At 72.7% G+C, this 21291-nt stretch carries 25 protein-coding genes; 18 read left to right on the top strand and 7 right to left on the bottom strand.

Going from position 1 to position 21291, the window contains the following annotated elements; translation table 11 throughout:
• Positions 1-24 precede the first annotated feature (24 nt).
• Entirely contained in the window at positions 25-2022 is a 1998-nt protein-coding gene (locus OHL10_RS13620; RefSeq protein ID WP_265522770.1) for a penicillin-binding transpeptidase domain-containing protein, read from the top strand.
• Between the two features lie 444 nt (positions 2023-2466).
• On the top strand, positions 2467-3954 hold the full coding sequence (locus tag OHL10_RS13615; protein WP_265522769.1) for a dicarboxylate/amino acid:cation symporter: 1488 nt from the start codon (positions 2467-2469) through the stop codon (positions 3952-3954).
• A gap of 83 nt (positions 3955-4037) precedes the next feature.
• Here OHL10_RS13615 and OHL10_RS13610 read toward each other — a convergent pair whose 3' ends face one another.
• From OHL10_RS13610 to OHL10_RS13590, 5 genes are all read right to left on the bottom strand, one after another.
• A complete protein-coding gene (locus OHL10_RS13610; RefSeq protein ID WP_265522768.1) occupies positions 4038-4523 on the bottom strand; it encodes an SRPBCC family protein in 486 nt (161 codons plus the stop codon).
• Positions 4524-4570: 47 nt separating this feature from the next.
• Positions 4571-4993: an MmcQ/YjbR family DNA-binding protein gene (locus OHL10_RS13605; protein WP_265522767.1), complete on the bottom strand. Its 423-nt coding sequence runs from the start codon at positions 4991-4993 to the stop codon at positions 4571-4573.
• Positions 4994-5078: 85 nt separating this feature from the next.
• The gene (locus OHL10_RS13600) at positions 5079-5540 is read right to left on the bottom strand and encodes a hypothetical protein (RefSeq protein WP_265522766.1); all 462 of its coding nucleotides are present in this window, start codon (positions 5538-5540) and stop codon (positions 5079-5081) included.
• 203 nt (positions 5541-5743) lie between these two features.
• Positions 5744-6040 carry a hypothetical protein gene (locus OHL10_RS13595; protein ID WP_265522765.1) on the bottom strand — a complete coding sequence of 99 codons (297 nt, stop codon included), beginning with the start codon at positions 6038-6040 and terminating at the stop codon, positions 5744-5746.
• A 171-nt stretch (positions 6041-6211) separates the two neighbouring features.
• Positions 6212-7114: a quinone oxidoreductase family protein gene (locus tag OHL10_RS13590; protein ID WP_265522764.1), complete on the bottom strand. Its 903-nt coding sequence runs from the start codon at positions 7112-7114 to the stop codon at positions 6212-6214.
• A gap of 249 nt (positions 7115-7363) precedes the next feature.
• Here OHL10_RS13590 and OHL10_RS13585 point away from each other — a divergent pair, with 249 nt between their 5' ends.
• The 3 genes from OHL10_RS13585 to OHL10_RS13575 are packed head-to-tail and all read left to right on the top strand — an operon-like array spanning position 7364 to position 10178.
• Positions 7364-7942 (top strand): ArsR/SmtB family transcription factor, encoded by a 579-nt coding sequence (locus OHL10_RS13585; RefSeq protein ID WP_265522763.1) that lies wholly within the window; start codon positions 7364-7366, stop codon positions 7940-7942.
• Positions 7939-9843, top strand: a complete 1905-nt coding sequence (locus OHL10_RS13580) for a S9 family peptidase (protein WP_265522762.1) — start codon at positions 7939-7941, stop codon at positions 9841-9843. The genes OHL10_RS13585 and OHL10_RS13580 overlap by 4 nt, the downstream gene beginning before the upstream one ends.
• Positions 9840-10178: a TraR/DksA family transcriptional regulator gene (locus OHL10_RS13575; protein ID WP_265522761.1), complete on the top strand. Its 339-nt coding sequence runs from the start codon at positions 9840-9842 to the stop codon at positions 10176-10178. Before OHL10_RS13580 ends, OHL10_RS13575 begins: the two co-directional genes overlap by 4 nt.
• 12 nt (positions 10179-10190) lie before the next feature.
• Here the strand turns inward: OHL10_RS13575 and OHL10_RS13570 are convergent, their stop codons facing one another.
• Positions 10191-11441, bottom strand: a complete 1251-nt coding sequence (locus OHL10_RS13570; RefSeq protein WP_265522760.1) for an amidohydrolase — start codon at positions 11439-11441, stop codon at positions 10191-10193.
• 86 nt (positions 11442-11527) lie between these two features.
• On the opposite strand from OHL10_RS13570, the gene OHL10_RS13565 reads away from it, so the two are divergent.
• The 3 genes from OHL10_RS13565 to OHL10_RS13555 all read left to right on the top strand — a co-directional run bounded on the left by OHL10_RS13565 (position 11528) and on the right by OHL10_RS13555 (position 13668).
• Positions 11528-12220 carry a Pr6Pr family membrane protein gene (locus OHL10_RS13565; RefSeq protein ID WP_265522759.1) on the top strand — a complete coding sequence of 231 codons (693 nt, stop codon included), beginning with the start codon at positions 11528-11530 and terminating at the stop codon, positions 12218-12220.
• Positions 12221-12230: 10 nt separating this feature from the next.
• Positions 12231-12920 carry a hypothetical protein gene (locus tag OHL10_RS13560; RefSeq protein ID WP_265522758.1) on the top strand — a complete coding sequence of 230 codons (690 nt, stop codon included), beginning with the start codon at positions 12231-12233 and terminating at the stop codon, positions 12918-12920.
• Between the two features lie 85 nt (positions 12921-13005).
• Positions 13006-13668, top strand: a complete 663-nt coding sequence (locus tag OHL10_RS13555; RefSeq protein ID WP_265522757.1) for a copper resistance CopC family protein — start codon at positions 13006-13008, stop codon at positions 13666-13668.
• 297 nt (positions 13669-13965) lie between these two features.
• On the opposite strand, the gene OHL10_RS13550 is transcribed toward OHL10_RS13555, so the two are convergent.
• On the bottom strand, positions 13966-15129 hold the full coding sequence (locus OHL10_RS13550) for a CobW family GTP-binding protein (protein WP_265522756.1): 1164 nt from the start codon (positions 15127-15129) through the stop codon (positions 13966-13968).
• Positions 15130-15293: 164 nt separating this feature from the next.
• On the opposite strand from OHL10_RS13550, the gene rpmB reads away from it, so the two are divergent.
• The 10 genes from rpmB (at position 15294) to OHL10_RS13500 (ending at position 21275) form a co-directional block, all read left to right on the top strand.
• Positions 15294-15530, top strand: a complete 237-nt coding sequence (rpmB, locus tag OHL10_RS13545; RefSeq protein ID WP_265522755.1) for a 50S ribosomal protein L28 — start codon at positions 15294-15296, stop codon at positions 15528-15530.
• On the top strand, positions 15530-15697 hold the full coding sequence (gene rpmG, locus OHL10_RS13540; RefSeq protein WP_265522754.1) for a 50S ribosomal protein L33: 168 nt from the start codon (positions 15530-15532) through the stop codon (positions 15695-15697). Before rpmB ends, rpmG begins: the two co-directional genes overlap by 1 nt.
• Before the next feature lie 3 nt (positions 15698-15700).
• The gene (gene rpsN, locus OHL10_RS13535; RefSeq protein ID WP_265522753.1) at positions 15701-16006 is read left to right on the top strand and encodes a 30S ribosomal protein S14; all 306 of its coding nucleotides are present in this window, start codon (positions 15701-15703) and stop codon (positions 16004-16006) included.
• Between the two features lie 13 nt (positions 16007-16019).
• Positions 16020-16304 (top strand): type B 50S ribosomal protein L31, encoded by a 285-nt coding sequence (locus tag OHL10_RS13530; RefSeq protein ID WP_265522752.1) that lies wholly within the window; start codon positions 16020-16022, stop codon positions 16302-16304.
• Complete coding sequence (gene ykgO / locus OHL10_RS13525; protein WP_265522751.1) at positions 16301-16423, top strand: type B 50S ribosomal protein L36; 123 nt, start codon at positions 16301-16303, stop codon at positions 16421-16423. The genes OHL10_RS13530 and ykgO overlap by 4 nt, the downstream gene beginning before the upstream one ends.
• Positions 16424-16530: 107 nt before the next feature.
• The gene (aztD, locus tag OHL10_RS13520) at positions 16531-18030 is read left to right on the top strand and encodes a zinc metallochaperone AztD (RefSeq protein WP_265522750.1); all 1500 of its coding nucleotides are present in this window, start codon (positions 16531-16533) and stop codon (positions 18028-18030) included.
• Positions 18031-18123: 93 nt separating this feature from the next.
• Positions 18124-19074: a metal ABC transporter substrate-binding protein gene (locus tag OHL10_RS13515; RefSeq protein WP_265522749.1), complete on the top strand. Its 951-nt coding sequence runs from the start codon at positions 18124-18126 to the stop codon at positions 19072-19074.
• A gap of 170 nt (positions 19075-19244) precedes the next feature.
• A complete protein-coding gene (locus OHL10_RS13510) occupies positions 19245-19526 on the top strand; it encodes an HU family DNA-binding protein (protein ID WP_265522748.1) in 282 nt (93 codons plus the stop codon).
• Positions 19527-19729: 203 nt separating this feature from the next.
• Complete coding sequence (gene rpmF / locus OHL10_RS13505) at positions 19730-19897, top strand: 50S ribosomal protein L32 (RefSeq protein WP_265522747.1); 168 nt, start codon at positions 19730-19732, stop codon at positions 19895-19897.
• Between the two features lie 55 nt (positions 19898-19952).
• A complete protein-coding gene (locus OHL10_RS13500) occupies positions 19953-21275 on the top strand; it encodes a YibE/F family protein (RefSeq protein WP_265522746.1) in 1323 nt (440 codons plus the stop codon).
• Positions 21276-21291: the final 16 nt, after the last annotated feature.

Genomic DNA, 21291 nt, shown 5'->3' with positions numbered 1-21291 from the left:
CGGTCCGGTCCTGAAGGGGGTCTCGTGAGTCAGCGCGTGCACGGTGTCAGGAACGGTCGGCGTCCACGAGGGAGAGGACCGCTCGCGCTCGCGGCCCTGCCCTTCCTGGCCCTGGCGCTCGCGGCCTGCACCTCCGAGGAGCAGCCGGCGCCCGACGGCGCGGCGCAGGCCCTGGCCGACGGCCTCGCCTCCGGGGACCTCACGGCCGTGCAGTTCACCCAGACCGGTGGCGAGGACGCCCAGGCGCACCGCGAGGCCGTGTTCGAGCCGCTCGCGGAGGTCCCGGCCGACGTGACGGTCGCGAGCCTGGACGTCGAGGAGCCCGAGGAGGGCGACCCGCAGCACGCGACCGTGACGCTCGCGTACAGCTGGGAGCTCGACGAGGCCGCGACCTGGGAGTACACCACCACGGCCGAGCTCGCGTTCACCGAACCTCCCGAGGGGACGGACGGCCCGGGGTGGTGGGCGGTCGAGTGGGAGCCCGACGTCCTCGTCCCGGACCTCGACCACGGCGACCGCCTCGCGATCGAGCGCGTGCGGGCCGAGCGCGCAGAGATCCTCGGCGCGGGCGACGAGCCGATCGTCACCGAGCGCGACGTCTTCCGGATCGGCATCGACAAGACGCGGATCGACGCCGACGCCTGGGACGCCGCCGCCCGCGAGCTCGCGGAGGTCGTCGGCATCGACGCGGGTGCGTTCGCGGACCGGGTCGCCGGTGCGGGGGACAAGGCGTTCGTCGAGGCCATCACGGTGCGCCAGGCGAACACGGCGGGCATCGACGTCGACGAGGCGCGCGGCGTCGAGGGCGCGTCCGTCATCGAGGACACCATGCCGCTCGCGCCCTCCCGGGAGTTCGCGAGCGCGATCCTGGGCCGGGTGGGGGAGGCGACCGCCGAGATCGTCGAGGAATCCGAGGGCGAGATCGTCGCCGGGGACACCACCGGGCTCTCCGGCCTCCAGCGGCAGTACGACGCACAGCTGCGGGGCGTGCCCGGCCTGCGCGTCGAGATCGTCCCGGACGGCAGCGGGGGCGAGGAGGAGGCCGAGAACGTCGAGGTCTTCCGCAGCGACCCCGTGGACGGCACGCCGCTGCGCACGACGCTGCGCACCGACATGCAGCTCGTCGCCGAGGAGATCCTCGGCGACGTCGACTCGGCGAGCGCGCTCGTGGCGATCCGCCCGTCGACCGGTGAGGTTCTTGCTGCGGCGAGCGGCGCGGGCAGCGAGGGTCTCGCGACCGCGACGACGGGCCGGTACGCGCCCGGCTCGACCTTCAAGGTCGCCACGACGCTCGCCATGCTCCGCGAGGGCCTGACCCCCGAGAGCGAGGTGCCCTGCACGCCGACGCTGACGGTCGACGGCCGCACGTTCCAGAACGTGCCTGGCTACCCGGAGTCCGCGCTCGGCGACGTGCCCCTGCGCACCGCGTTCGCCAACTCCTGCAACACGGCTATGATCTCCCAGCGCGACGTGGTCTCCCAGGAGGCTCTGCACGACGCCGCGGCGGCCCTCGGGCTCGGCGTCGAGTCCGACCTGGGTGCTCCGGGGTTCTTCGGCAGCGTCCCCACCGACGGGTCCGGCGGCACCGAGCACGCGGCTTCGATGATCGGGCAGGGACGGGTGGAGGCCTCCCCTCTCGCCATGGCGACCGTCGCGGCGAGCGTCGTCGCCGGGCACCGGGTCGAGCCGCAGCTGGCCATCCCCGAGGTGACCGAGGTGGCGGACACCCAGGAGCCTGCGGGCGGGATCACCGAGGACGAGGCCGCCACGCTGCGCAGCCTCATGGAGTCCGTCGTCACCGACGGCAGCGCGACGGCCCTGCAGGGCCTGTCGGGGCAGGTCGGGGCCAAGACCGGCACCGCCCAGTACGGCGACGGCAGCGAGTCGCACGCCTGGATGATCGCGTTCCAGGACGACCTCGCGGTGGCGGTCTTCGTCGAGACCGGAGAAGGCGGCGCGGCCACCGCCGGTCCGCTGGTGCGCGAGTTCTTCGACGCGCCCGAGACGCTCGGCGGGGAGTAGCGCGCGCGACGGGGGCGCCGTGTGCGCCCCGTCACACCCGCCCCCGGGAATGCTCCCGGGGGCGTGTCGTGTTCGGGAGCATGGGTAGTATCGGTGGCCGCGGGCAACCATGCGCCCGCACCGCCGGACTGCCGGCAGCCGACCTTGGGAGCCGTTCTCGTGCTGACGTGGTACCTCACCGCACGCCGCGACGTCGATCTTCGACGTGTCGCCAGCGCGCTCTGTCGCTGACCACAGCACCGTCTCCCCCCGGCACGGCCACGTAGCAGGGCACGCCTCGCAGCCTCGTCCTCGCTGAGTCACGGCCTCACCACCCGCCCGACGCCTCGCACGACCTTCGGTCGTGCCTGCGCTGCTGCCCGGGTCGCGCCGCAGGGAGACAGACCCTCTCGACATCCCTCCCTCACGACCCGGCGCCGCACGGCGCCCGCGAAAGGTACCCCTGTGTCTGCCACACCACCCGCGTCCGGCGCCACGACCGACGGACCCGCGACCGAGCCCGCAGCGCGCCGACGGCTCCGGTTCCCGTCCTTCAGCGTCCAGATCCTGCTCGCCCTCGTCCTCGGTGTGCTCCTCGGCTGGGTCGCCCTGTCCATGGGCACGGTCGGCGCCGACGAGTCGCCCAACTGGCTCACGACGACGCTCTCCACGATCGGCAGCTCGTTCGTCACCCTGCTGCGGGCGATCGTGCCGCCGCTCATCTTCACCGCGATCGTCGCGTCCATCGCGAACCTGCGGACGGTCACGAACGCCGCGCGCCTCGCCGGCCAGACCATCATCTGGTTCGCGATCACGGCGCTCATCTCGGTCGCGATCGGCATCGGCCTGGGCCTGCTCCTGCAGCCGGGCAACAACACGACGCTCTCGACGGACGGCGGCGAGGAGCCGGGCCGCACGGGCTCGTGGCTCGACTTCCTCAACGGCCTCATCCCGCCGAACGTCCTCGGGCTCGGCGCGAGCACGAACCTCGAGTCCGCGGACGGCGCCGTGACCGGCGCCAGCACGTCGATCTCGTTCAACGTCCTGCAGATCGTCGTCGTCTCGCTCGTCATCGGCATCGCCGCCCTCAAGTCGGGCAGCAAGGCCGACCCGTTCCTCGCGTTCAACCGCTCGGCCCTCTCCATCGTCAAGAGGGTGCTGTGGTGGATCATCCGCCTCGCGCCGCTCGGCACGCTGGGCCTCATCGGCAACGCCATCGCGACCTACGGCTGGGACCTCCTCGCACCTCTGGCGACGTTCGCCGCCGCGATCTACATCGGTCTCGCGCTCGTGCTGTTCGTCGTCTACCCGGTGCTGCTGCGTGCGCACGGCCTGCGGATCCTCAGCTACTTCAAGGGTGCCTGGCCTGCGATCCAGCTCGCGTTCGTGTCGCGGTCCTCGATCGGCACACTGCCCGTCACGCAGCGGGTCACCGAGCGCAACCTCGGCGTCCCCAGCGAGTACGCCTCCTTCGCGGTGCCGCTCGCGGCGACCACGAAGATGGACGGTTGCGCCTCGATCTACCCGGCGATCTCGGCGATCTTCGTCGCGCAGATCTTCGGCATCGACCTGTCGGTGACGGACTACCTGCTCATCGCGTTCGTCTCCGTCGTGGGCTCGGCCGCGACCGCCGGCCTCACCGGCGCGATCGTCATGCTGACCCTCACCCTCTCCACGCTGGGCCTGCCGCTCGCCGGCGTCGGTCTCCTGCTCGCCATCGACCCGATCCTCGACATGGGCCGCACCGCGGTCAACGTCGCGGGCCAGGTGCTCGTGCCGACGATCGTCGCCAAGCGGGAGGGCATCCTCGACCTCGAGCAGTACGACGCGGCGAACGCCGAGGACCTGTTCTCCGAGGACGAGGACACCGACGAGGACGTGACGGCGCAGGCCGAGGTCGCGTCGTCCCGCAACCCGCAGGGTCAGGACGCGGAGCTCGCCCCCGCCCGCTGACCGGATGACCTCGCCGGGTGGTGTCCCACCCGGCGGGGTCAGCCTGAGTCGAGCCCGACGTCGGCCCGACGTCGGCCGCGACGTCAGCCGGTCAGGTCGGTGCTGACGGCCGCCAGCACCACGGGATCGTCGCAGCCACGGGCGAACCCGGCGATGCGCCGGTCGACGTCCCGGGCGAGCAACCGCGTGCCGATCCGCTCGGCGATCGGTGCCAGCCATCTCGGCCGGCAGGAGAAGCTGTAGCGCCAGGTCGCCCGGGTCCCGCCCTCCGGCTCGGGGGCGAACCGCCACCCGCCGGCGAGGTGCGCGAAGAACCACGGTCCGCGCACCATCTTCATCCCGACGTTCGTCGGCGGCCTGTACGACACGTACTCGCTGACCATGGCGAGCCCGCTGCGGTGCCGGGTCAGCGTCTGCACACCCTTGGCAGGGGCGGTGGCACCGTCGAGGAAGTGCTGGTGGCGGATGAACGGGTCCCAGCGCAGGCGGACCTCTCCCGTCGTCTGGGAGACGGCGAACGCCGTCGCCGGATCCACGGGGACGACCACGGCTGACTCGACGACGGGCATGCCTCGATCGTCCCACGCGCACTGCTCTCAGTGAGGGCGACTGCCGACTACTGCCGGTCGGCCGGGCTGCCCTCGGCGTCGAGCCGGGCGACCAGCGCCGGGCCGCTGACCTCGCGGTAGGAGGTGTCGACGAGCTCGGCGACCTCCTGCCAGTCGACGGGCGCCGCGCTGAGGTCCAGCCCGAGCCAGCCGTACGGGCCGTAGTAGGCGGGCAGGTAGAAGCGGGCGTCCTGCTCGAGGGCGGGCCGTTCGAGGTCGTCGACCTTGACGAGGAGCGAGTGCGGATACTGCTGGGCAGGGCGGTGGCCCGCCGGCGTCTCCTCCGACGCCGTCATCCCGGAGTAGACGGCGAAGATCACCCGCGCGCGGAAGGTGAGGCGCCCGTGCGACACCTTTTCCTCGGCCGCGGGGAAGGACAGGCACAGGTGGCGCAGCCGCTCACGCTCCGCGTCCTCGGGCAGGGGGTCCATGACCCCAGCGAACCACGGCCCGCCCACAGCACGACGCCCGCCCTCCCGCGTGGGGAGGACGGGCGTCAGCGCTACCGCAGGAGACTCAGGCCTTGTAGCCGGCGTCCGCGCAGAGCGACTTCAGCTCGTCGAGCGCCGGCTCGAGCTCGGACAGGTCGGCGTTCTGACCGCTGAGCGCGGCGTCGTACGGCAGGGCGATCGCGGTCAGAGCCTCGAGCAGCGACTCGTCTGCACGTGCCTGGATGACGCTGATCTTGTCGCGCGCCGTGCTGGCGGCGAGCACGCCGTCCTGGTCGAGCTCTGACTCGAGCAGCGGGCTGGTCTCGTCGATGCGCGTCGCGAGGGAGAGGTCGCCCCCGTCGTAGAAGCTGGCGCAGGACGCCGTGATCTCGACCGTCTCGACGGCCGGAGCGGTGCTCTCGGTGACGGTGGGGGTCGACTCCGGTGCGGCGGTGTCCTCCGGGGTGCTGGAGGAGTCGTCGCCCGAGCACGCGGTGAGCAGGAGGGCAGTGGAAAGGACCGCGGTAGCGGCTAGATACTTACGCATGCTAAGGATTTCACACCCAGGTGCCGAGGCTGCGCAACATCATTTCCGCCCCCTGGGTGCGCCCCGTGGCGGCATCGCGCCGATCCGCCCTCTGACCTGTGGGGAGGCTCACAGTCTGGCACGGGTGTACGGGTTCCGCGACGGTCCGGTCGGTCTGGCGCGACGACGACGCGGGGCCGTCCCCGGCCCCGCGTCCACGCGGATCAGACCGTGCAGCCACCAGTGACGGGCGCCTGGCTGCTCACGACGTGCCACTCGGCGATGCTCTGCCGACCCGTGATCACCTTGTAGACCGAGCCCATCTTCGTCGCCGTGTAGACGGTGCCGGGGTTGCTGGTGACGTAGACGCGCACCGAGAACGGCTTGGCCGAGGTGAACGACACCACCCGTCCGGCCGGGCACGAGATCCCGGGTGCGGCGTTCGCCACCCCGACCGGTGCGATCGCCATGCCGATCCCCAGGCCGACGCCGAGCAGGGCGCTCACAAGCCTCTTCTTCATGGTGGTGTCCCCTTCTTCGCTGCGCGGCCCACCGTCGGGCCGTCGTCGCCGGTGCAGCCCGTCATCGGGTTGCTCGACGATCGTGGCAGAGGCGCGAGCTCGCATCCAGGGTTTGTGAGGACTTCTCACGTACTGGACTCAGTGGGTTGTCGCGCGTCGACCAGCCCGGTCCTACGCGGTGAGAACGACCTTGCCGCGGGTGTGCCCCTGCTGGACGAGGCGCACGGCGTCGGCCGCGCGGTCCAGCGGGAGGCTCTCGGCGATCTCCAGGTGGAGCCGCTCACCCTCGGCGAGCGCGAGCACCTCGGCGAGCGCGCCCTTCTGGTCGACCTTGTCGGCGATACCGGCGGCGCGGGACGCGTCGGAGGACACGATCGTCACGGCGCGGGAGGCGTCCTCGAGCAGCTCGGTGGTCTGGGCCACGGTCTCGGGCGTGCCGACGAGGTCGACGACGGCGGTCACCGGGGAGTCGGGGGAGACGGCGCGGACGGCCTCGACGAGCCCGTCGCCGTAGACGACCGGTTCGGCGCCGAGGGTGCGCAGGTAGTCGTGGTTCGCCTCGGAGGCGGTACCGACGACCCGTGCGCCGAGGGCGCGGGCAATCTGCACGGCTGCCGACCCCACGCCGCCCGACGCGCCGTGCACGAGCACCGTGTCGCCGTCGGACACCCCGGCCTGGACGAGCGCGGAGAACGCGGTCGCTGCGGCCACGGGGAGGACGGCGGCCTGCTCGAACGGCACGTTCGCGGGCTTGGCGAGGACGTTCGCCGCGGGCACGACGGCGCGTGCTCGCTGGGCGCCCGTGCCGTGCCACAGCACCTCGTCGCCGACGGCGAGGCCGTCGACGTCCGGTCCGACGGCCTCGACGACCCCCGCGGCCTCGAAGCCGAGCACCCCTGGGAGCGGCCGGTCCCGGCCGAAGGCCCCGGCAAGGACCTTGGCATCGGCGGGGTTCACGCCGATGGCACGGTTCGCGACGAGAACCTCGCCGGAGCCGGGTGCGGGCACGTCCTCGTCGCCGACGCGCAGGACGTCGGCCTCACCGAACTGGTCGAAGAAGATGGCGGTACTCATACGATCCTTGATCTCGCAGCTACCCAGGCCCGAGGGGCAGGCATCGCCGCCGACGTGTGCCGGGGGAGTCGACGTGCCCGCCTCGCGCGCAGGTCGCGAGGCGGCTGCCACTCTCCCACCCGTCGGCGGGTCCTGTCATGCGGAACGGGCCGTGACGCGACGGGTCGCACGTCACACCCCGCGGAGCCTCCTCCTGCAGGAGTGGCCCATCCCTTGACGGTTCTTGTTTCGAAAGATACGTTTCGAAACGTGTCCTTCGACGATTCACCCCTCGGCTCGCTCCGCGCGCTCAGCCACCCGCTGCGCCTGCGGATCCTGAAGCTGCTCGAGGCGTCGGGCCCGCTCACGGCGACCCAGGTCGCCCAGCGGGTCGAGGCGTCACCCTCCAACTGCTCGTTCCACCTCCGTGTGCTCGCCCGGGAGGGCTTCATCACCGAGGCACCCGGGGGGAGCGGCCGCGCGCGGCCGTGGCGGCTCGTGCCGCAGGTGGTCGACGTCGACGTCGACACGCTGGACGACGACGGCCGCGCCCAGCTGCGGCACGCCGTCGTCGCGCTGGTCGAGCAGTACCGGCGCACGACGCTCGAGTGGCTCGACCGCCGCGACGAGCTGCCCGCGGACTGGCGCCAGGCCGCGACGTCCCGTCAGATGCTGCTGCGCCTGACCGCCGCCGAGCTGACCGAGATCAACGACCGGATCAGCGAGCTCTTCGCCCCGTTCGTCGATCGTGTCGGCGACGATCCCCACACACCCGACGACGCCCGCTCGGTCGCCGTCACGCTCGCCACCCTGCCCGTGCTGCCCACCACCCCGGAGCGAGACTCATGACCTCGACGACCAACCTGCCCACCTCGACCGCCGCCGTCCGTGCCTTCGAGCCCTTCGTCCCGCAGCGGCGGTTCGCGGACGCCGTCGCCCTCCACCCCGACGGCGGCACGGTCGCCTACGTGTCCAACGACGCCGGGGCGTACGACCTCGTGCTGCGCCCGGTCGCCGGTGGTGAGCCGCGCCGGCTCACCCGGTTCGACGACCGCTCCGTGCGGTCGATCGCGTGGTCGCCTGACGGAAACCGCATCGCCTTCACGGCCGACCGGGACGGCGACGAGCAGACCCAGGTCTATCTCGTCGACGTCGATCTCGACGCCGCTGTCGATGTCGAGCCCGCCACGGAGCCGGTCCGCCTCACCCCGGCGGACGACCGGCAGTACCAGCTCGCCGCGCAGCCGTTCCTGCCCGACGGTTCGGCGATCGTCTACACCGGCAACGACCGTGACCCCTCCGCGCACGACGTGCTGGTGCACCCGCTCGGACCCGACGGCCCGGCCGCGGCCCCCGCGCGCCGCATCGAGGTGGAGCCCGGGATGACCATGCTCGGCGCGGTCTCGCCGGACGGTCGGTACGTCCTCGTCCGCGTCCTGTCGACCACCTCCGACAGCGACGTCGCCGTCGTGGACCTGCAGGCGAGCTCACCGGCGCTCGAGATCCTCACCGGGCACGACGGCGTCGCGCAGCACGTGCCGGGCCCTTGGCTGCCGGACGGGTCGGGCTTCCTCGTCCGCACCGACCGCGGCGCCGACTTCACCGCGTTGGCGTCCTGCGCTCTCGACGGGACCCTGACGGTGCTGCACGCGCCCGAGGCCGATGTCGAGAGCGTGCAGGCCACGCCCGGTGGCACCTTCACCTGGGTGGTGAACGAGCCGACCGGTGCGGCGCCCTACGTGCTGGACCCCACGTCGTCGGGCACGCCGTCGGGCGACCCGCGGCGCGTGCCGCTGCCGTCCGGGGTCCTCGACGAACCGTGCCTCCTGCCCGACGGCTCGGCGCTGGTCGGGCTGTTCGGCACCGGCGTGCGCCCGCGCGAGCTGGTGGTCGTCGACCTGGCCACGGGCGAGGTGCGGTACCTCACGGAGAGCCGGCCTGCCGCGATCCGCGAGGGCGCGCCCGTCGCGCCCGAGCTCGTCTCCTACCCCACGCACGACGGCCGCCAGGTGCCTGCCTGGCTCTACCGTCCGCACCCGCGGCCGGGTGCGGACGACGCGCGGTTCCCCGTCGTGCTGTCGGTGCACGGGGGGCCGGAGTCCCAGGAGCGCGCCGAGTACAACTACGCCGGGCTGTACCAGTACCTGCTCGCGCAGGGCGTCGGTGTGCTCGCCCCGAACGTGCGCGGCTCCACGGGGTACGGCGCGGCCTACCAGCGCCTCATCCAGCGCGACTGGGGCGGCGCCGAGCTGGGCGACCTCGAGCACGCCGTGCGCTACCTGCACGGTCTGGACTGGGTGGACCCCGCGCGGGTCGGGGTCTTCGGCGGGTCGTTCGGCGGGTTCGCGGCGCTGTCGTGCCTGTCACGGCTTCCGGACCTGTTCGCGGTGGGTGTGTCCGTCGTCGGGCCGTCCAACCTCGTGACGCTCGGTCGTTCGGTGCCGGAGTCCTGGCGGCCGATCATCGCGGCCTGGCTCGGCGACCCCGACGACGACCACGACTTCCTCATGTCCCGCTCGCCCGTGACGTACGCGGACCAGATCGTCGCTCCGTTGTACGTCGTGCAGGGCGCGAAGGACCCGCGCGTCGTGCAGGCCGAGTCCGACCAGATCGTCGAGGCGCTGCGGGCGCGCGGCGTCGAGGTCCGCTACGACGTGTTCCCCGACGAGGGCCACGGCTTCACCAAGCGCGCCAACGAGATCCGGGCGATCGGCGACATCGCCGAGTTCCTCGTGACCCGGCTGACATGACCGGCCCCCGCGAGCTGCTGGAGGCGCAGCGGGCCGAGGCCGTGCGGCGCCTGGCGGCGCTGCACGGGGACGTCGCCGGGATCGTCGAGGCGTCGCGCGACTCCAACGCGGACGACGAGCACGACCCCGACGGCGCGACCATCGCGTTCGAGCGGGCGCAGCTCGGCGCGCTCGTGCGCGCGGCCACCCAGCAGCTCGCCCAGATCGACGAGGCGCTCGGCCGGCTCGACGACGGCACGTACGGCACGTGCGTGCGGTGCGGTCGGCCGATCGGGGCCGAGCGCCTCGTCGCCCGCCCGGCGGCGCGCGAGTGCATCGACTGCGCGCGCCGCTGAGCGGGTCGTCGGTCAGTCGGTGAAGCGCGCCCCGCGGTCGACCACGACGCCGGCGCCCCGGCCGCCGTTCGCCGTCGCGTCCCACGAGTAGACCTGCGTGCCGGTGATGAACACGTGCTCGGCGCGCGCGTTGACGTCGAGCGGGTCGCCCGACCAGATCACGACGTCGCCGTCGAGGCCCGGCGTCAGCGAACCCACGCGGTCGTCGAGGCCCAGGAACGACGCCGGGTTGGTCGTCAGCGCGGCGAGCGCCACGTCGCGGTCGAGGCCCTCCTTGACGGCGAGGGAGGCCTGGTGGACGAGGAAGTTGATCGGCACGACGGGGTGGTCCGTCGTGATCGCGACGCGCACCCCGGCGCGGGCGAGGGCGCCGAGGTTCGCGATGTCCCGGTTGCGCAGCTCGACCTTGGAGCGCGACGTGAACATCGGGCCGAAGATGACCGGCACGTCGCGCTCGGCGAGCACGTCGGCGATCGCCGCGCCGTCGGTCCCGTGATTGACGACGAGCCGGTAGCCGAACTCGTCCGCGAGGCGCAGGGCCGTCGCGATGTCGTCCGCACGGTGCGTGTGCTGGTCCCAGAACAGCTCGCCTGCGAGCACGCGCGCGAGCGTCTCCTTGCCGAGGTCGCGCGCGAACGGCTCGCCCTTGGTCTCCGCGGCGTCGCGTCGTGCGACGTAGTCCTGGGCGTCGAGGAACGCCTGCCGGATCACCTTCGCGACCCCGAGGCGCGTCGACGGCGTCTTCTTCTGGTCGCCGTAGACCCGCTTCGGGTTCTCCCCGAGGGCGGACTTCACGGACACGGCCTCCCGGATGACCTGCTCGTCGACGGTGCGACCGCCCCAGGTCTTGATCGCGACGGTCTGCCCGCCGATCGGGTTGCCGGAGCCGGGCTTGACGACGGCGGACGTCACCCCGCCGATCAGCGCGTCCCGGAAGCCCTCGTCCTCGATGTTGATCGCGTCGAGCGCGCGCAGGGCGGAGCCGTTCGGGTCGGTCATCTCGTTCGTGTCGTTGCCGGCCCACCCCTCGGCCTCCTCCATGACGCCCATGTGGGCGTGCGACTCGAGGAAGCCGGGCAGGACCCAGCGGCCGGCGGCGTCGATCGTCGGGACGCCCTCGGGGATCACGACGTCGTGCCCGACGGCGGTGATGACCCCGTCCTCGACGAGGACGGTCGCGTTCTCCAGGGGTGCGGAGGCGACGGGGACGACGTAGCCGTTCGTGATGGCGACGGAGCTGCGGGTGGTCTGGTGAACAGTCATGGACCCATCCTCTCCCGTCCGTCGGGACGTGAGAGAGGTCGCGTCTCGCGCTACTCTCGCCCCACCACTGACCTGGAGGACCGCACATGGACGTGCTCGTCGGGCTGTACCGTCTCGCGCTGGTGGGGCTCGCCCTCGTCGGCACCCGCCAGATCTGGCGGGACGGCGACGTCGAAGGGCTCGTGTACTTCACGAACCAGACGGGGTTCCTCGTCGCGGTGGTGTTCGCGTGGGCGGGGATCGCCTCGCTCACGCGCCGTCCCCAGCCGCCCGCCTGGGCGAAGGGCGCCGTGACGCTCTTCGCCGCGATCACGGGGCTGGTGTCGTTCTTCGTCCTCGCCCCCGAGGAGCCGGACGCCCCCGCTGTCCTCCTCGGGCTCACGGACGGGCAGATCGAGCACGAGCTGCTGCCGCTGGCGGTCTTCGTGGACTTCCTGCTGTGCGACCGTCACCGCCGGCTGCGCGTCCGGAACGCCGCGCTATGGCTGCTCTACCCGCTCGCCTACTTCGGGTTCACGACCGTCCGCGGCCTCGTCAGCCCGGGCAGCGAGTACCCGTACGGGTTCGTCGACCTCGGCGAGCTGGGCTGGGGCGGGCTCGTCACGAACGTGCTGATCTACGGGGTCGGGTTCTTCGTGCTCGGCCTCGTGATCGTCGGGATCGACCGGCTGCTGCCCCGTGGCCCGGTGCTCGGATCTGGCGGATCTGGCGGATCAGGCGGCGCGGGCGGTCGTGGCAGGGCCGCCCGCGCACGCAGCGAGGCGCCGGTCGAGAGCTAGGGTGGACGGCGTGCTCACGGTCGCCGGCCCCTTGCGCGTCACGCGCGCGGTGCTGCTGGCGACCCTCGTGCTGGCGCTCGCCGCGCTCGCGCACCACGTCGCGGGCGGCGTCCTGCCGCACCCCGCGATCCTCGCGGCCCTGACCGCGTTCACGGTCGCCGGCACGACGGCGGTCAGCAGCGTCCGCTTCACGGCCCCGCGCCTGCTGGTCGTCCTGGGCGCCGGACAGCTCCTGCTGCACCAGGCGCTCACGCTGCTCGCCGCGCCGGGGACCGGGGTCGCCAGGTCCTGCGTACCGGCGTCGGCGGCACTGCCTCCCGCCGCGCTGGGCCACGCGGGTCACGGGGCGTGCGGCACGGGCGCCGGTGTCGGCACCGTGCCGACCGGGTCTGTCGTGCCCGCTCTGCCGGAGACGGCCGCTCACCTCGCCCACAGCACCCCGTCGGACCTGTGGATGCTCGGTGCGCACGTCGTCGCCACGGTGGTGCTCGCGCTCGTCGTCGCCCGCGGCGAGGAGGCCCTCGCCCGACTGATCGTCTGGCTGGTGCCTCTCGCCAGGGTCGTGGTGCCGGTCGCACCGGCCCCCTCACGCCGGCTGCAGCCGGCGTCACCGGCCCCCGCCCCCCGGCGTGCCCTGCACGTGGTGGGGGTCGCGCCGACGCGTGGGCCGCCGTCGGGCGGCCGGCCCGTCACCGCCTGACACCCCTGCCGCACGCCCCGCGTGCGTGGTGACGAGGCCGAGCGCGCCCGCGCGCCCGGGGACCGACTCGACCGAAGGCACACACGTGAACACCCGAGACACCCGCACCACCCGACTCACGACCCGCAACGCCCTCGCAGCCGCGCTCGCGCTCGCCCTCGCGCTGGGGATGGCATTCGCGACCGTCCTGACGCTCGCGGCACCCGCGAGCGCGCACGACCGGCTGATCTCCTCCGACCCGGCCGACGGCGCCGAGCTGGCGGACCCGCCGTCGGCCATCACCCTGACGTTCAACACCGAGCCGCTGGACGTCGAGCCCCGGGTGATCGTCACCGACGCGGCGGGGGAGACCGTCGCCGAGGGCGCGCCGACGATGGACGGCACCGACGCGGTGCTGGCCCTGCCCGACGCGCTGCCGGGCGGCGCGTACTCCGTCGCCTGGCGGGTCGTGTCGTCCGACGGCCACCCCATCGAGGGCACCTTCGCCTTCGACGTCGCGGAGCAGGCCGAGCCCGCGACCGAGGACGCGACCGAGACGCCGGCCGAGACCGAGAGCCCGGCCGAGGAGACCCCGTCCGAGACCGCCCAGGCGACCGAGACCGGCGCTCCCGCCGAGACGCCGGCCGGGACCGACGGCTCGTCCTCCGACGACGGCGGCTCCGTGCTGCCGATCGTCGCGGGCGTGGGTGGAGTGCTCGTGGTGGCGGCCGTGGCGACGGTCCTCGTGCTGCGTCGCCGGGCCGACTGAGGGGTTTTCACCCGGTCGGAGGCGCTCCTGCCCGTGCAAGCCGCACGCGGAAGGCGCAACCTGTGACCTAGGTCACCTGTGGCGACATGTCACGAACCGGGGCGCCATCGCTCTCCTCACCCGAGATCGCCCGTGGTCGCGAACGACCGGTGTGTCGGGTCACGCGCCGGGTCGTGCGGCCACGGGCGACCTCCCGGGGGCGGCTCGTGACGCGAGCCCCGCAGGGGGGAGCTCACGCGGCGGTCCGCCCCCGGGGTCGTCTCCTCGTGGAGTCCTGCGACCTCCGGTGTCCCACGGTCAGGCGGCCTCGCTCCGTGCCCCGAGCCACGGAGCGAGGACGTCCTCCCGGCCGAGCCAGCGCAGCCCGCCGTCAGCCATCTCTTCGCCGGTCGCGAGGATCTCGTCGAACGCGGCGCGGAGCTCGGCCCGCAGCGCCGAGCCGTCGGGGTCCGGGCCGTCCGGGCCGTCCTCCCCGCCCGCGCCCACGAACACGAGCCGCGTGCGCGCGGTCAGTCCCTGCCACGGCCCCAGCTCGCCGATGCTCAGCTGGCCGCCGGCGCCGTCCCACGCGCACAACGAGTCCGGGCGGTTCGGTACCCAGAAGACGCCGCGGCTGCGCAGGCGCCCGGTGCCGAGGCGCTCGACCTGCTCCAGCAGGCGCTCGGGGTGGAACGGGCGGCTGGAGGTGAGCTCCAGGGTCCAGGACGCGTCACCCGGCATCACGGGTGCGTGCAGCGGGCCGCGGGCGCCGAGCGGGTGCGCCCGCCGCTCACCGTCGACCGCGTCGTACCTCCCGGCGTCGAGCAGCGCCACCGTGAGGTGGTGCAGGCCGTCGACCCGCTCGGAGCCCGCGGCGCGCAGGCGGTCGACGAGGCCGGAGCCCGTCGGCGCGGCGCGCAGGTCTCCGGACGTGACGACGAGGTCCGTGTGCTCGAGCTGGGCGGCGAGCACCTCGCCGATGGCCCGGCCGTCGTCCTCGGTGAGCGCGATGCCGCGCTCGGAGACGAGCTCGTCGTCGAGGAGATCGGTCTCGGCCGACTCGACGTCGAGCACCGTGAGGACCGTGGCGACCCGCAGCGCGTCGAGCTCGCTGCCGGGCTCGCTCGCGGCGCTCAGGGCGCGGGACACCGGGAGCGACTCGGCGGAGACCGGGAGCGCGAGCACCACCCGGTCCCACCGGCCGTCGCGGGCGAGCTCGCGCAGCGTGGGCAGCGCGTCCTCGCGCACCGCGCACGACAGGCAGGCGTGCTCGAGCGGGACGAGCAGGTCCTCGACGACGCCGGTGGCGTCGACGACCACCCGGCGCAGCTCCCCGCTCTCGGCGAGGATGTCGTGCCGCAGGGCGACCGTGCGCGGGGTGTCGACGACGATGCCGAAGACCGCGCTGTCGCGCAGGACGGGGTCGATCGACGTGAGGACGTGCAGGGGGATCCGGTCGTCGGACCGGGGCTGTACGGGCATCGTGCACTCCAGACTGACTGAGAACGATTCTCGTGTACAGTACCTCAGGTCGGGATAACGGTTCTCAGTGCGTTCTACGCGAGGCCGGTCCGACACCGCCCGTCGAGGACCACCGTCCCGACCCTCGTCCCGACCCTGACGGGTCCCGACCCCGAAGGATGACCATGTCTGCCGTCTGCCAGGTGCTCGGCACCCAGCCCGGCTTCGGCCACGCGATCTCGCACTCCCACGTGCGGACCAAGCGACGCTTCAACCCGAACATCCAGAAGAAGCGCTACTGGGTCCCGTCGCTCGGGCGGCACGTGACGCTGCGCGTCAGCGCCAAGGGCATCAAGACCATCGACAAGCGCGGCATCGACGTGATCGTCGCGCAGATCCTCGCTCGTGGGGAGAAGGTCTGATGGCCAAGCGCACCGATCTGCGACCCGTCATCAAGCTCCGCTCGACGGCCGGCACGGGCTTCACCTACGTGACCCGCAAGAACCGCCGCAACACCCCTGACCGACTCGTGCTGCGCAAGTTCGACCCCGTCGTGCGCCGCCACGTCGACTTCCGCGAGGAGCGCTGACCCATGGCCAAGAAGTCCAAGATCGCCCGCGACGCCCAGCGTCGCGAGATCGTCGAGCGCTACGCGGAGCGTCGCGCCGAGCTGAAGAAGATCATCGCCTCGCCGTCCGCCTCGGCCGACGACAAGGCCGCCGCGTCGACCGAGCTGCGCAAGCAGCCCCGGGACGCGAGCGCCACCCGCCTGCGCAACCGCGACGTGTCCGACGGGCGCCCCCGTGCGTACCACCGCAAGTTCGGCATCTCGCGCATCACGCTGCGCGAGATGGCGCACCGCGGTGAGCTGCCGGGCGTCAAGAAGTCCAGCTGGTGAACGGAGAACACCCATGAAGAAGGACATCCACCCCGAGTACGGCCCGGTCGTCTTCCGCGACCAGTCCGCCGACTTCGCGTTCCTCACGCGCTCGACCCTCGCGGCCTCCCACCCCGGCGGCCCGGGTCGCCCGGCCAAGACGATCGAGTGGACCGACGGGAACACCTACCCGGTGATCGACGTCGAGATCTCGAGCGCGAGCCACCCCTTCTACACCGGCACCGCGCGCGTCGTCGACACCGCAGGCCGCGTCGAGAAGTTCCGCCGCCGCTACGGCTCGACGGGAGGCACGCGATGAAGGTCCGCGCGTCGCTCCGCTCGCTGAAGAACAAGGAAGGCTCGATCGTCGTGCGCCGCCGCGGCAAGACCTTCGTCATCAACAAGAAGAACCCGCGCTGGAAGGCGCGCCAGGGCTGACCGCACCCGGTCCCCGCACGAACCCCCGCACGACCATCACGAGCACAACCAGTTGGAGAGGAGAAGGTGCCGCGAGGGCGCACGGCCCCGCGGCACCTGAGCCACGTATGTCTGTACACCACACGCACCCCCGCACCACCGAGGTCGCCGCGATCGGGTCCACCCGTCGCCCGCGCCGCTACCTCGCGCTCGGCCTGACGCTGCCCCTCGCCCTGATCGCCGCGTGCGGCACGGGCGAGAGCGGCGACGCGTCGTCGTCCGCCCCCGCAGAGGAGACGACGCCGGAGGTCGCCGAGGTCGTCGAGGCCGCCGCGGTCACACCGCGCCTCGCCCTCACCTACGACGGCGGCGTCCAGGTGCTCGACGCGACCACGCTCGAGACCGTCGGCGACATCGAGCTCGCGGGCTTCAACCGCATCAACGGGGCCGGCGACGGTCGCCACGTGTTCGTCTCGACGGCCTCCGGGTTCCAGCTGCTCGACGCCGGTTCCTGGGGCGAGCCGCACGGCGACCACGCGCACTACTACACGACCACCCCGACGCTGACGGACGTGACGTTCCCGGCCGAGAAGCCGGGCCACGTCGTCCTGCACGAGGGCCGCACCGCGCTCTTCGCGGACGGCACCGGGCACATCGCCGTCTTCGACTCCGACCAGGTCGCCGACCCCGACGTCGAGCTGCGCGAGTACACGACCCCCAGCGCCCACCACGGCGTCGCCGTCGAGCTCTCCGACGGCTCGCTCGTCGTCTCGGAGGGCACCGAGGACGCCCGGACGGGGATCCGCGTCCTCGACGCGGACGACGAGGAGATCGCGACCTCCGACGAGTGCCCCGGCGTCCACGGCGAGGCCGTGGCGGCCGACGAGGCCGTCGTCATCGGCTGCGAGGACGGCGCGCTCGTCTACGCGGACGGCGAGATCGCCAAGGTCTCCAGCCCGGACGCCTACGGGCGCATCGGCAACCAGGCCGGCAGCGAGCAGTCGCCGATCGTCCTGGGTGACTACAAGTCGGACCCCGACGCCGAGCTCGAGCGCCCCACGCGCGTCTCGCTCATCGACACGCGGGACGGCGGCCTGACCCTCGTCGACCTGCCGTCGAGCTACACGTTCCGCTCCTTGGGACGCGGTGACGACGGTGAGGCCCTGGTGCTCGGCGCCGACGGCCAGCTGCACGTCATCGACCCCGAGAGCGGCGAGCTCGAGCGCTCCGTCCCGGTGATCGACGCCTGGGAAGAGCCGATGGATTGGCAGGAGCCCCGCCCGACCCTCTTCGTCCTCGACGGTTCCGCGTACATCACCGAGCCGGCCACCAACACGCTGCACGCGGTCGACATCGAGACCGGTGAGGTGTGGAACTCGGTCGAGCTGACCGTGACGCCCAACGAGCTCAACGGCATCTCCGGCGACGTCCCGGCGGTCCACGAGGACGAGCACGGCGAGGACGGTGCGGACGGCGCCACGGACTCCGACGAGCACACCGAGGAAGACCACGAGGGCCACGACCACGAGGACGCGGGTCACGACCACGAGGGCGCCGAGGGCGCGGACGAGGGTCACGACGACCACGACCACGATCACGACCACGATCACGACCACGACGACGAGTGATCCTCTGACGGGCCCGGCCTCGCGGCCGGGCCCGTCGGCATGCCCTCGTCCGGACCACCGCTCGTGCAGCTCCCCGACGTTCTGAGGTAACCCGTGCACCACCCGAACCACCAGTCCCGCAGCATCTTCGGCCCGCCGCGGCGTTCTCGTCCTGCCGGCGTCATGGCTGGCGCCGTCGCCGGCGTGGCCGCCGTCGCGCTGCTCACCGGCTGTGCGTCGTCGACCGACGCCGGCACGCCCGACGACGGTCGTCTCGAGGCGCTCGCCGCCTTCTACCCCCTGCAGTTCGTGGCCGAGCGGGTCGGGGGCGACCTCGTCGACGTCACGAACCTCACGCCGCCCGCCGCGGAGCCGCACGACCTGGAGCTCTCGCCCGCGCAGGTCCGCAGCGTCGGCGAGGTCGACCTCGTGCTCTACCTCGAGGGGATGCAGCCTGCGACGGACGAGGCGGTCGCGGCCCGGGCGCCCGAGCACGTGGTCGACGCCTCCGCGGTGGTCGACGAGACGACCGGCGGGTCCGTCGCCGCCAGCGGCGACCCGCACTTCTGGCTGGACCCGACCCTGCTGATCCCGGTCGGCCACGCGGTGGCCGACGAGCTCGCGGCGGTCGACCCCGACAACGCCGACGCCTACGCCGCGGGAGCCGACGCGCTGGCCGACGACCTCACCGCGCTGGACGGCGAGATGGAGTCCGGGCTGGCGGCCTGCCAGGGCGCCACGGTCGTCACGTCGCACGAGGCGTTCGGCTACCTCGCGGACCGCTACGGCCTCGAGCAGGTAGGCATCGCCGGGATCGACCCGGAGGTCGAGCCGTCGCCGGCGCGACTGCGGGACGTGCGGGACGTCGTCGAGCAGGAGGGTGTCGAGACGCTGTTCTTCGAGGTCGCGACCAGCTCGTCCGTGACGGCGCGCCTGGCGAACGACCTCGGGGTCGCGACCGACGTGCTCGACCCCCTGGAGAGCAGGGTCGACGACGGCAAGGACTACCTCGAGATCATGCGAGCGAACCTCGCTGCGCTCGAGAGCGGACTCGCCTGCGAGTAGTGTGCGGCGCGTGCGGCAGGCGACCGGAGACCCTCCGCGGGGTGTCGGGTCGCACGAAACACCGCACATTCCTTAGTGTTGTGCCCGAAGTCCCGCCGAACGGCTGGCAAACTGAGACCTTGACGTCGGGCGGTGACCGCCATCCGACGTGAACCAATGAAGGGATCCGCATGTCGCTCAACAAGTCTGAGCTCGTTTCGGCCATCGCCGGCAAGTCCGGCCTCACCAAGGCTGACGCTGAGAGCGCCCTCAACGCCTTCCAGGAGGTCCTCGTCGAGTCGCTCGGTCAGGGCGAGGCCGTGAAGATCACCGGTCTCCTCTCGGTCGAGCGTGTCGAGCGTGCCGCTCGCACCGGCCGTAACCCCCGCACCGGCGAGGAGATCTCGATCCCCGCCGGCTTCGGCGTCAAGATCAGCGCCGGCAGCCTCCTCAAGAAGGCCGTCGCCAAGTGACGATCGCGGCGCGCTGAGGCGCGTCGCACCCGCGGCCTGGTGATCTCTGCCGGGCGCGTCCTCGCGTGACAGGGTCCCGGGTGGGTCGGCTTTGGCCGATGCACCCGGGGCCCTTCGCGTCTCTGGCCGGCGATTTGCTGATAACTGTTCCCATTATCTAGAGTGGGGTGCTCTGCTCGTCCGCCGTCCTGAGAGGTGCCCTCGTGGCCGTCCCGAAGCGCAAGATGTCCCGCTCGAACACCCGTGCCCGCCGGTCGCAGTGGAAGACGACGCTGCCCCAGCTCGTCCCCGTCCGTGTCGACGGCCGGACCGTCGAGGTCCCCCGGCGCCTCGCCCGCGCCGTGCAGCGTGGCCTGATCGACATCCCGTGACGACTCCGCTGCCGCGCCGTCCGCGCACGCGCGGGCGGTGTGCCAGCATCGTCGGGTGACTTCCACCGAGCCCACGCCGCGACGCCGTGACATCCAGCGTCGGGCTGCTCCCCGCAGGTCCGCGACGCCGTCCTCCGGGCATGTCCACGCGCACTCGCACGGGCACGCGCACGGTGGCGACGCGCCGCCGCTCCCGGCGACCCGTCGCGTCCGCGTCACGCTCGCCGCGTTCCTCGTGCCCGCACTGCTCGCGACCATCGCCGGTGTCCTGCTCCTGTGGCCCGCGTCGTCCGACGTCCCGCCCCGCATCCCGGTCGCCGCCGAGGGCAGCAGCGTCCTGTACGCCACCGTCACCGGCCCGGTCGAGGAGGTGACGGGCGCCGTCCCGGCAGACCTCGACGGCGAGGCCATCGAGGTGCTCGCGCCCCCCGAGTACGTCGCGTACGGGTTCGAGGTGGGCGACCGCATCAAGCTCCTGTACATCGAGCAGGCCGCCGCGTCCGGCAGCCCGTACGTCTTCCTCGACTTCGAGCGCGGCATCCCCATCGGCATCCTCGCGATCGCCTACGCGGCTGTCGTCCTCGCCGTCGCCCGATGGCGCGGCCTCGCCGCGCTCGCCGGTCTCGTCCTTGCGTTCATCATGATCGCGCAGTTCACGCTCCCCGCCCTGCTCACCGGGCAGCACGCGCTGGGGGTGGCGCTCGTGACGTCGTCGGCCGTGATGTTCGTCGTGCTGTACGTCGCGCACGGGTTCACCGCGCGCACCTCGACCGCGCTGCTCGGGACGCTCATCGGCCTGGGGGTCACGGCGTGGCTCGCCATGTGGGGCGCGTCGGCGTCGAACGTCACCGGGCTGACGTCGGAGGAGTCGCTCTGGTTGCCGCAGTACGCGCCGACGATCGACATCCGCGGCGTCGTGGTCTGCGGGATCGTCCTCGCAGGGATGGGTGTGCTCAACGACGTCACCATCACGCAGGCCTCCGCCGTGTGGGAGCTGCGCGCCGTCGCGCCGCTCGCGACCCGGCTGGACCTGTTCCGCCGGGCCATGCGGATCGGTCGCGACCACATCGCCTCGACCGTCTACACCATCGCGTTCGCGTACGTGGGCGCCGCGCTCCCGCTCCTCATGGCCGTCTACCTCTCCGACCAGAACATCGGGGCCAGCCTCACCGCCGGCGAGATCGCCGAGGAGGTCGTGCGCACGCTCGTCGGCTCCATCGGCCTCGTCCTCGCCATCCCCATCACCACCGCCATCGCAGCCCTCACCGTCCCCGACGCACCCGCCGCCGCGGACGACGCGCCGGACGCACCCCCGGAAGCGGACGGCCGGGAGTCTGGCGACGGGGTCCAGCGCGTAGTAGATTCCACTACACAATGAGGGTCGCGGGGCAGAG

Source organism: Oerskovia flava, assembly GCF_026163685.1.
Classification (GTDB): Bacteria; Actinomycetota; Actinomycetes; order Actinomycetales; family Cellulomonadaceae; genus Oerskovia_A; species Oerskovia_A flava.
Note: the sequence above shows the minus strand (reverse complement) of the source record. Positions and strands in the feature narration are given on the sequence as shown.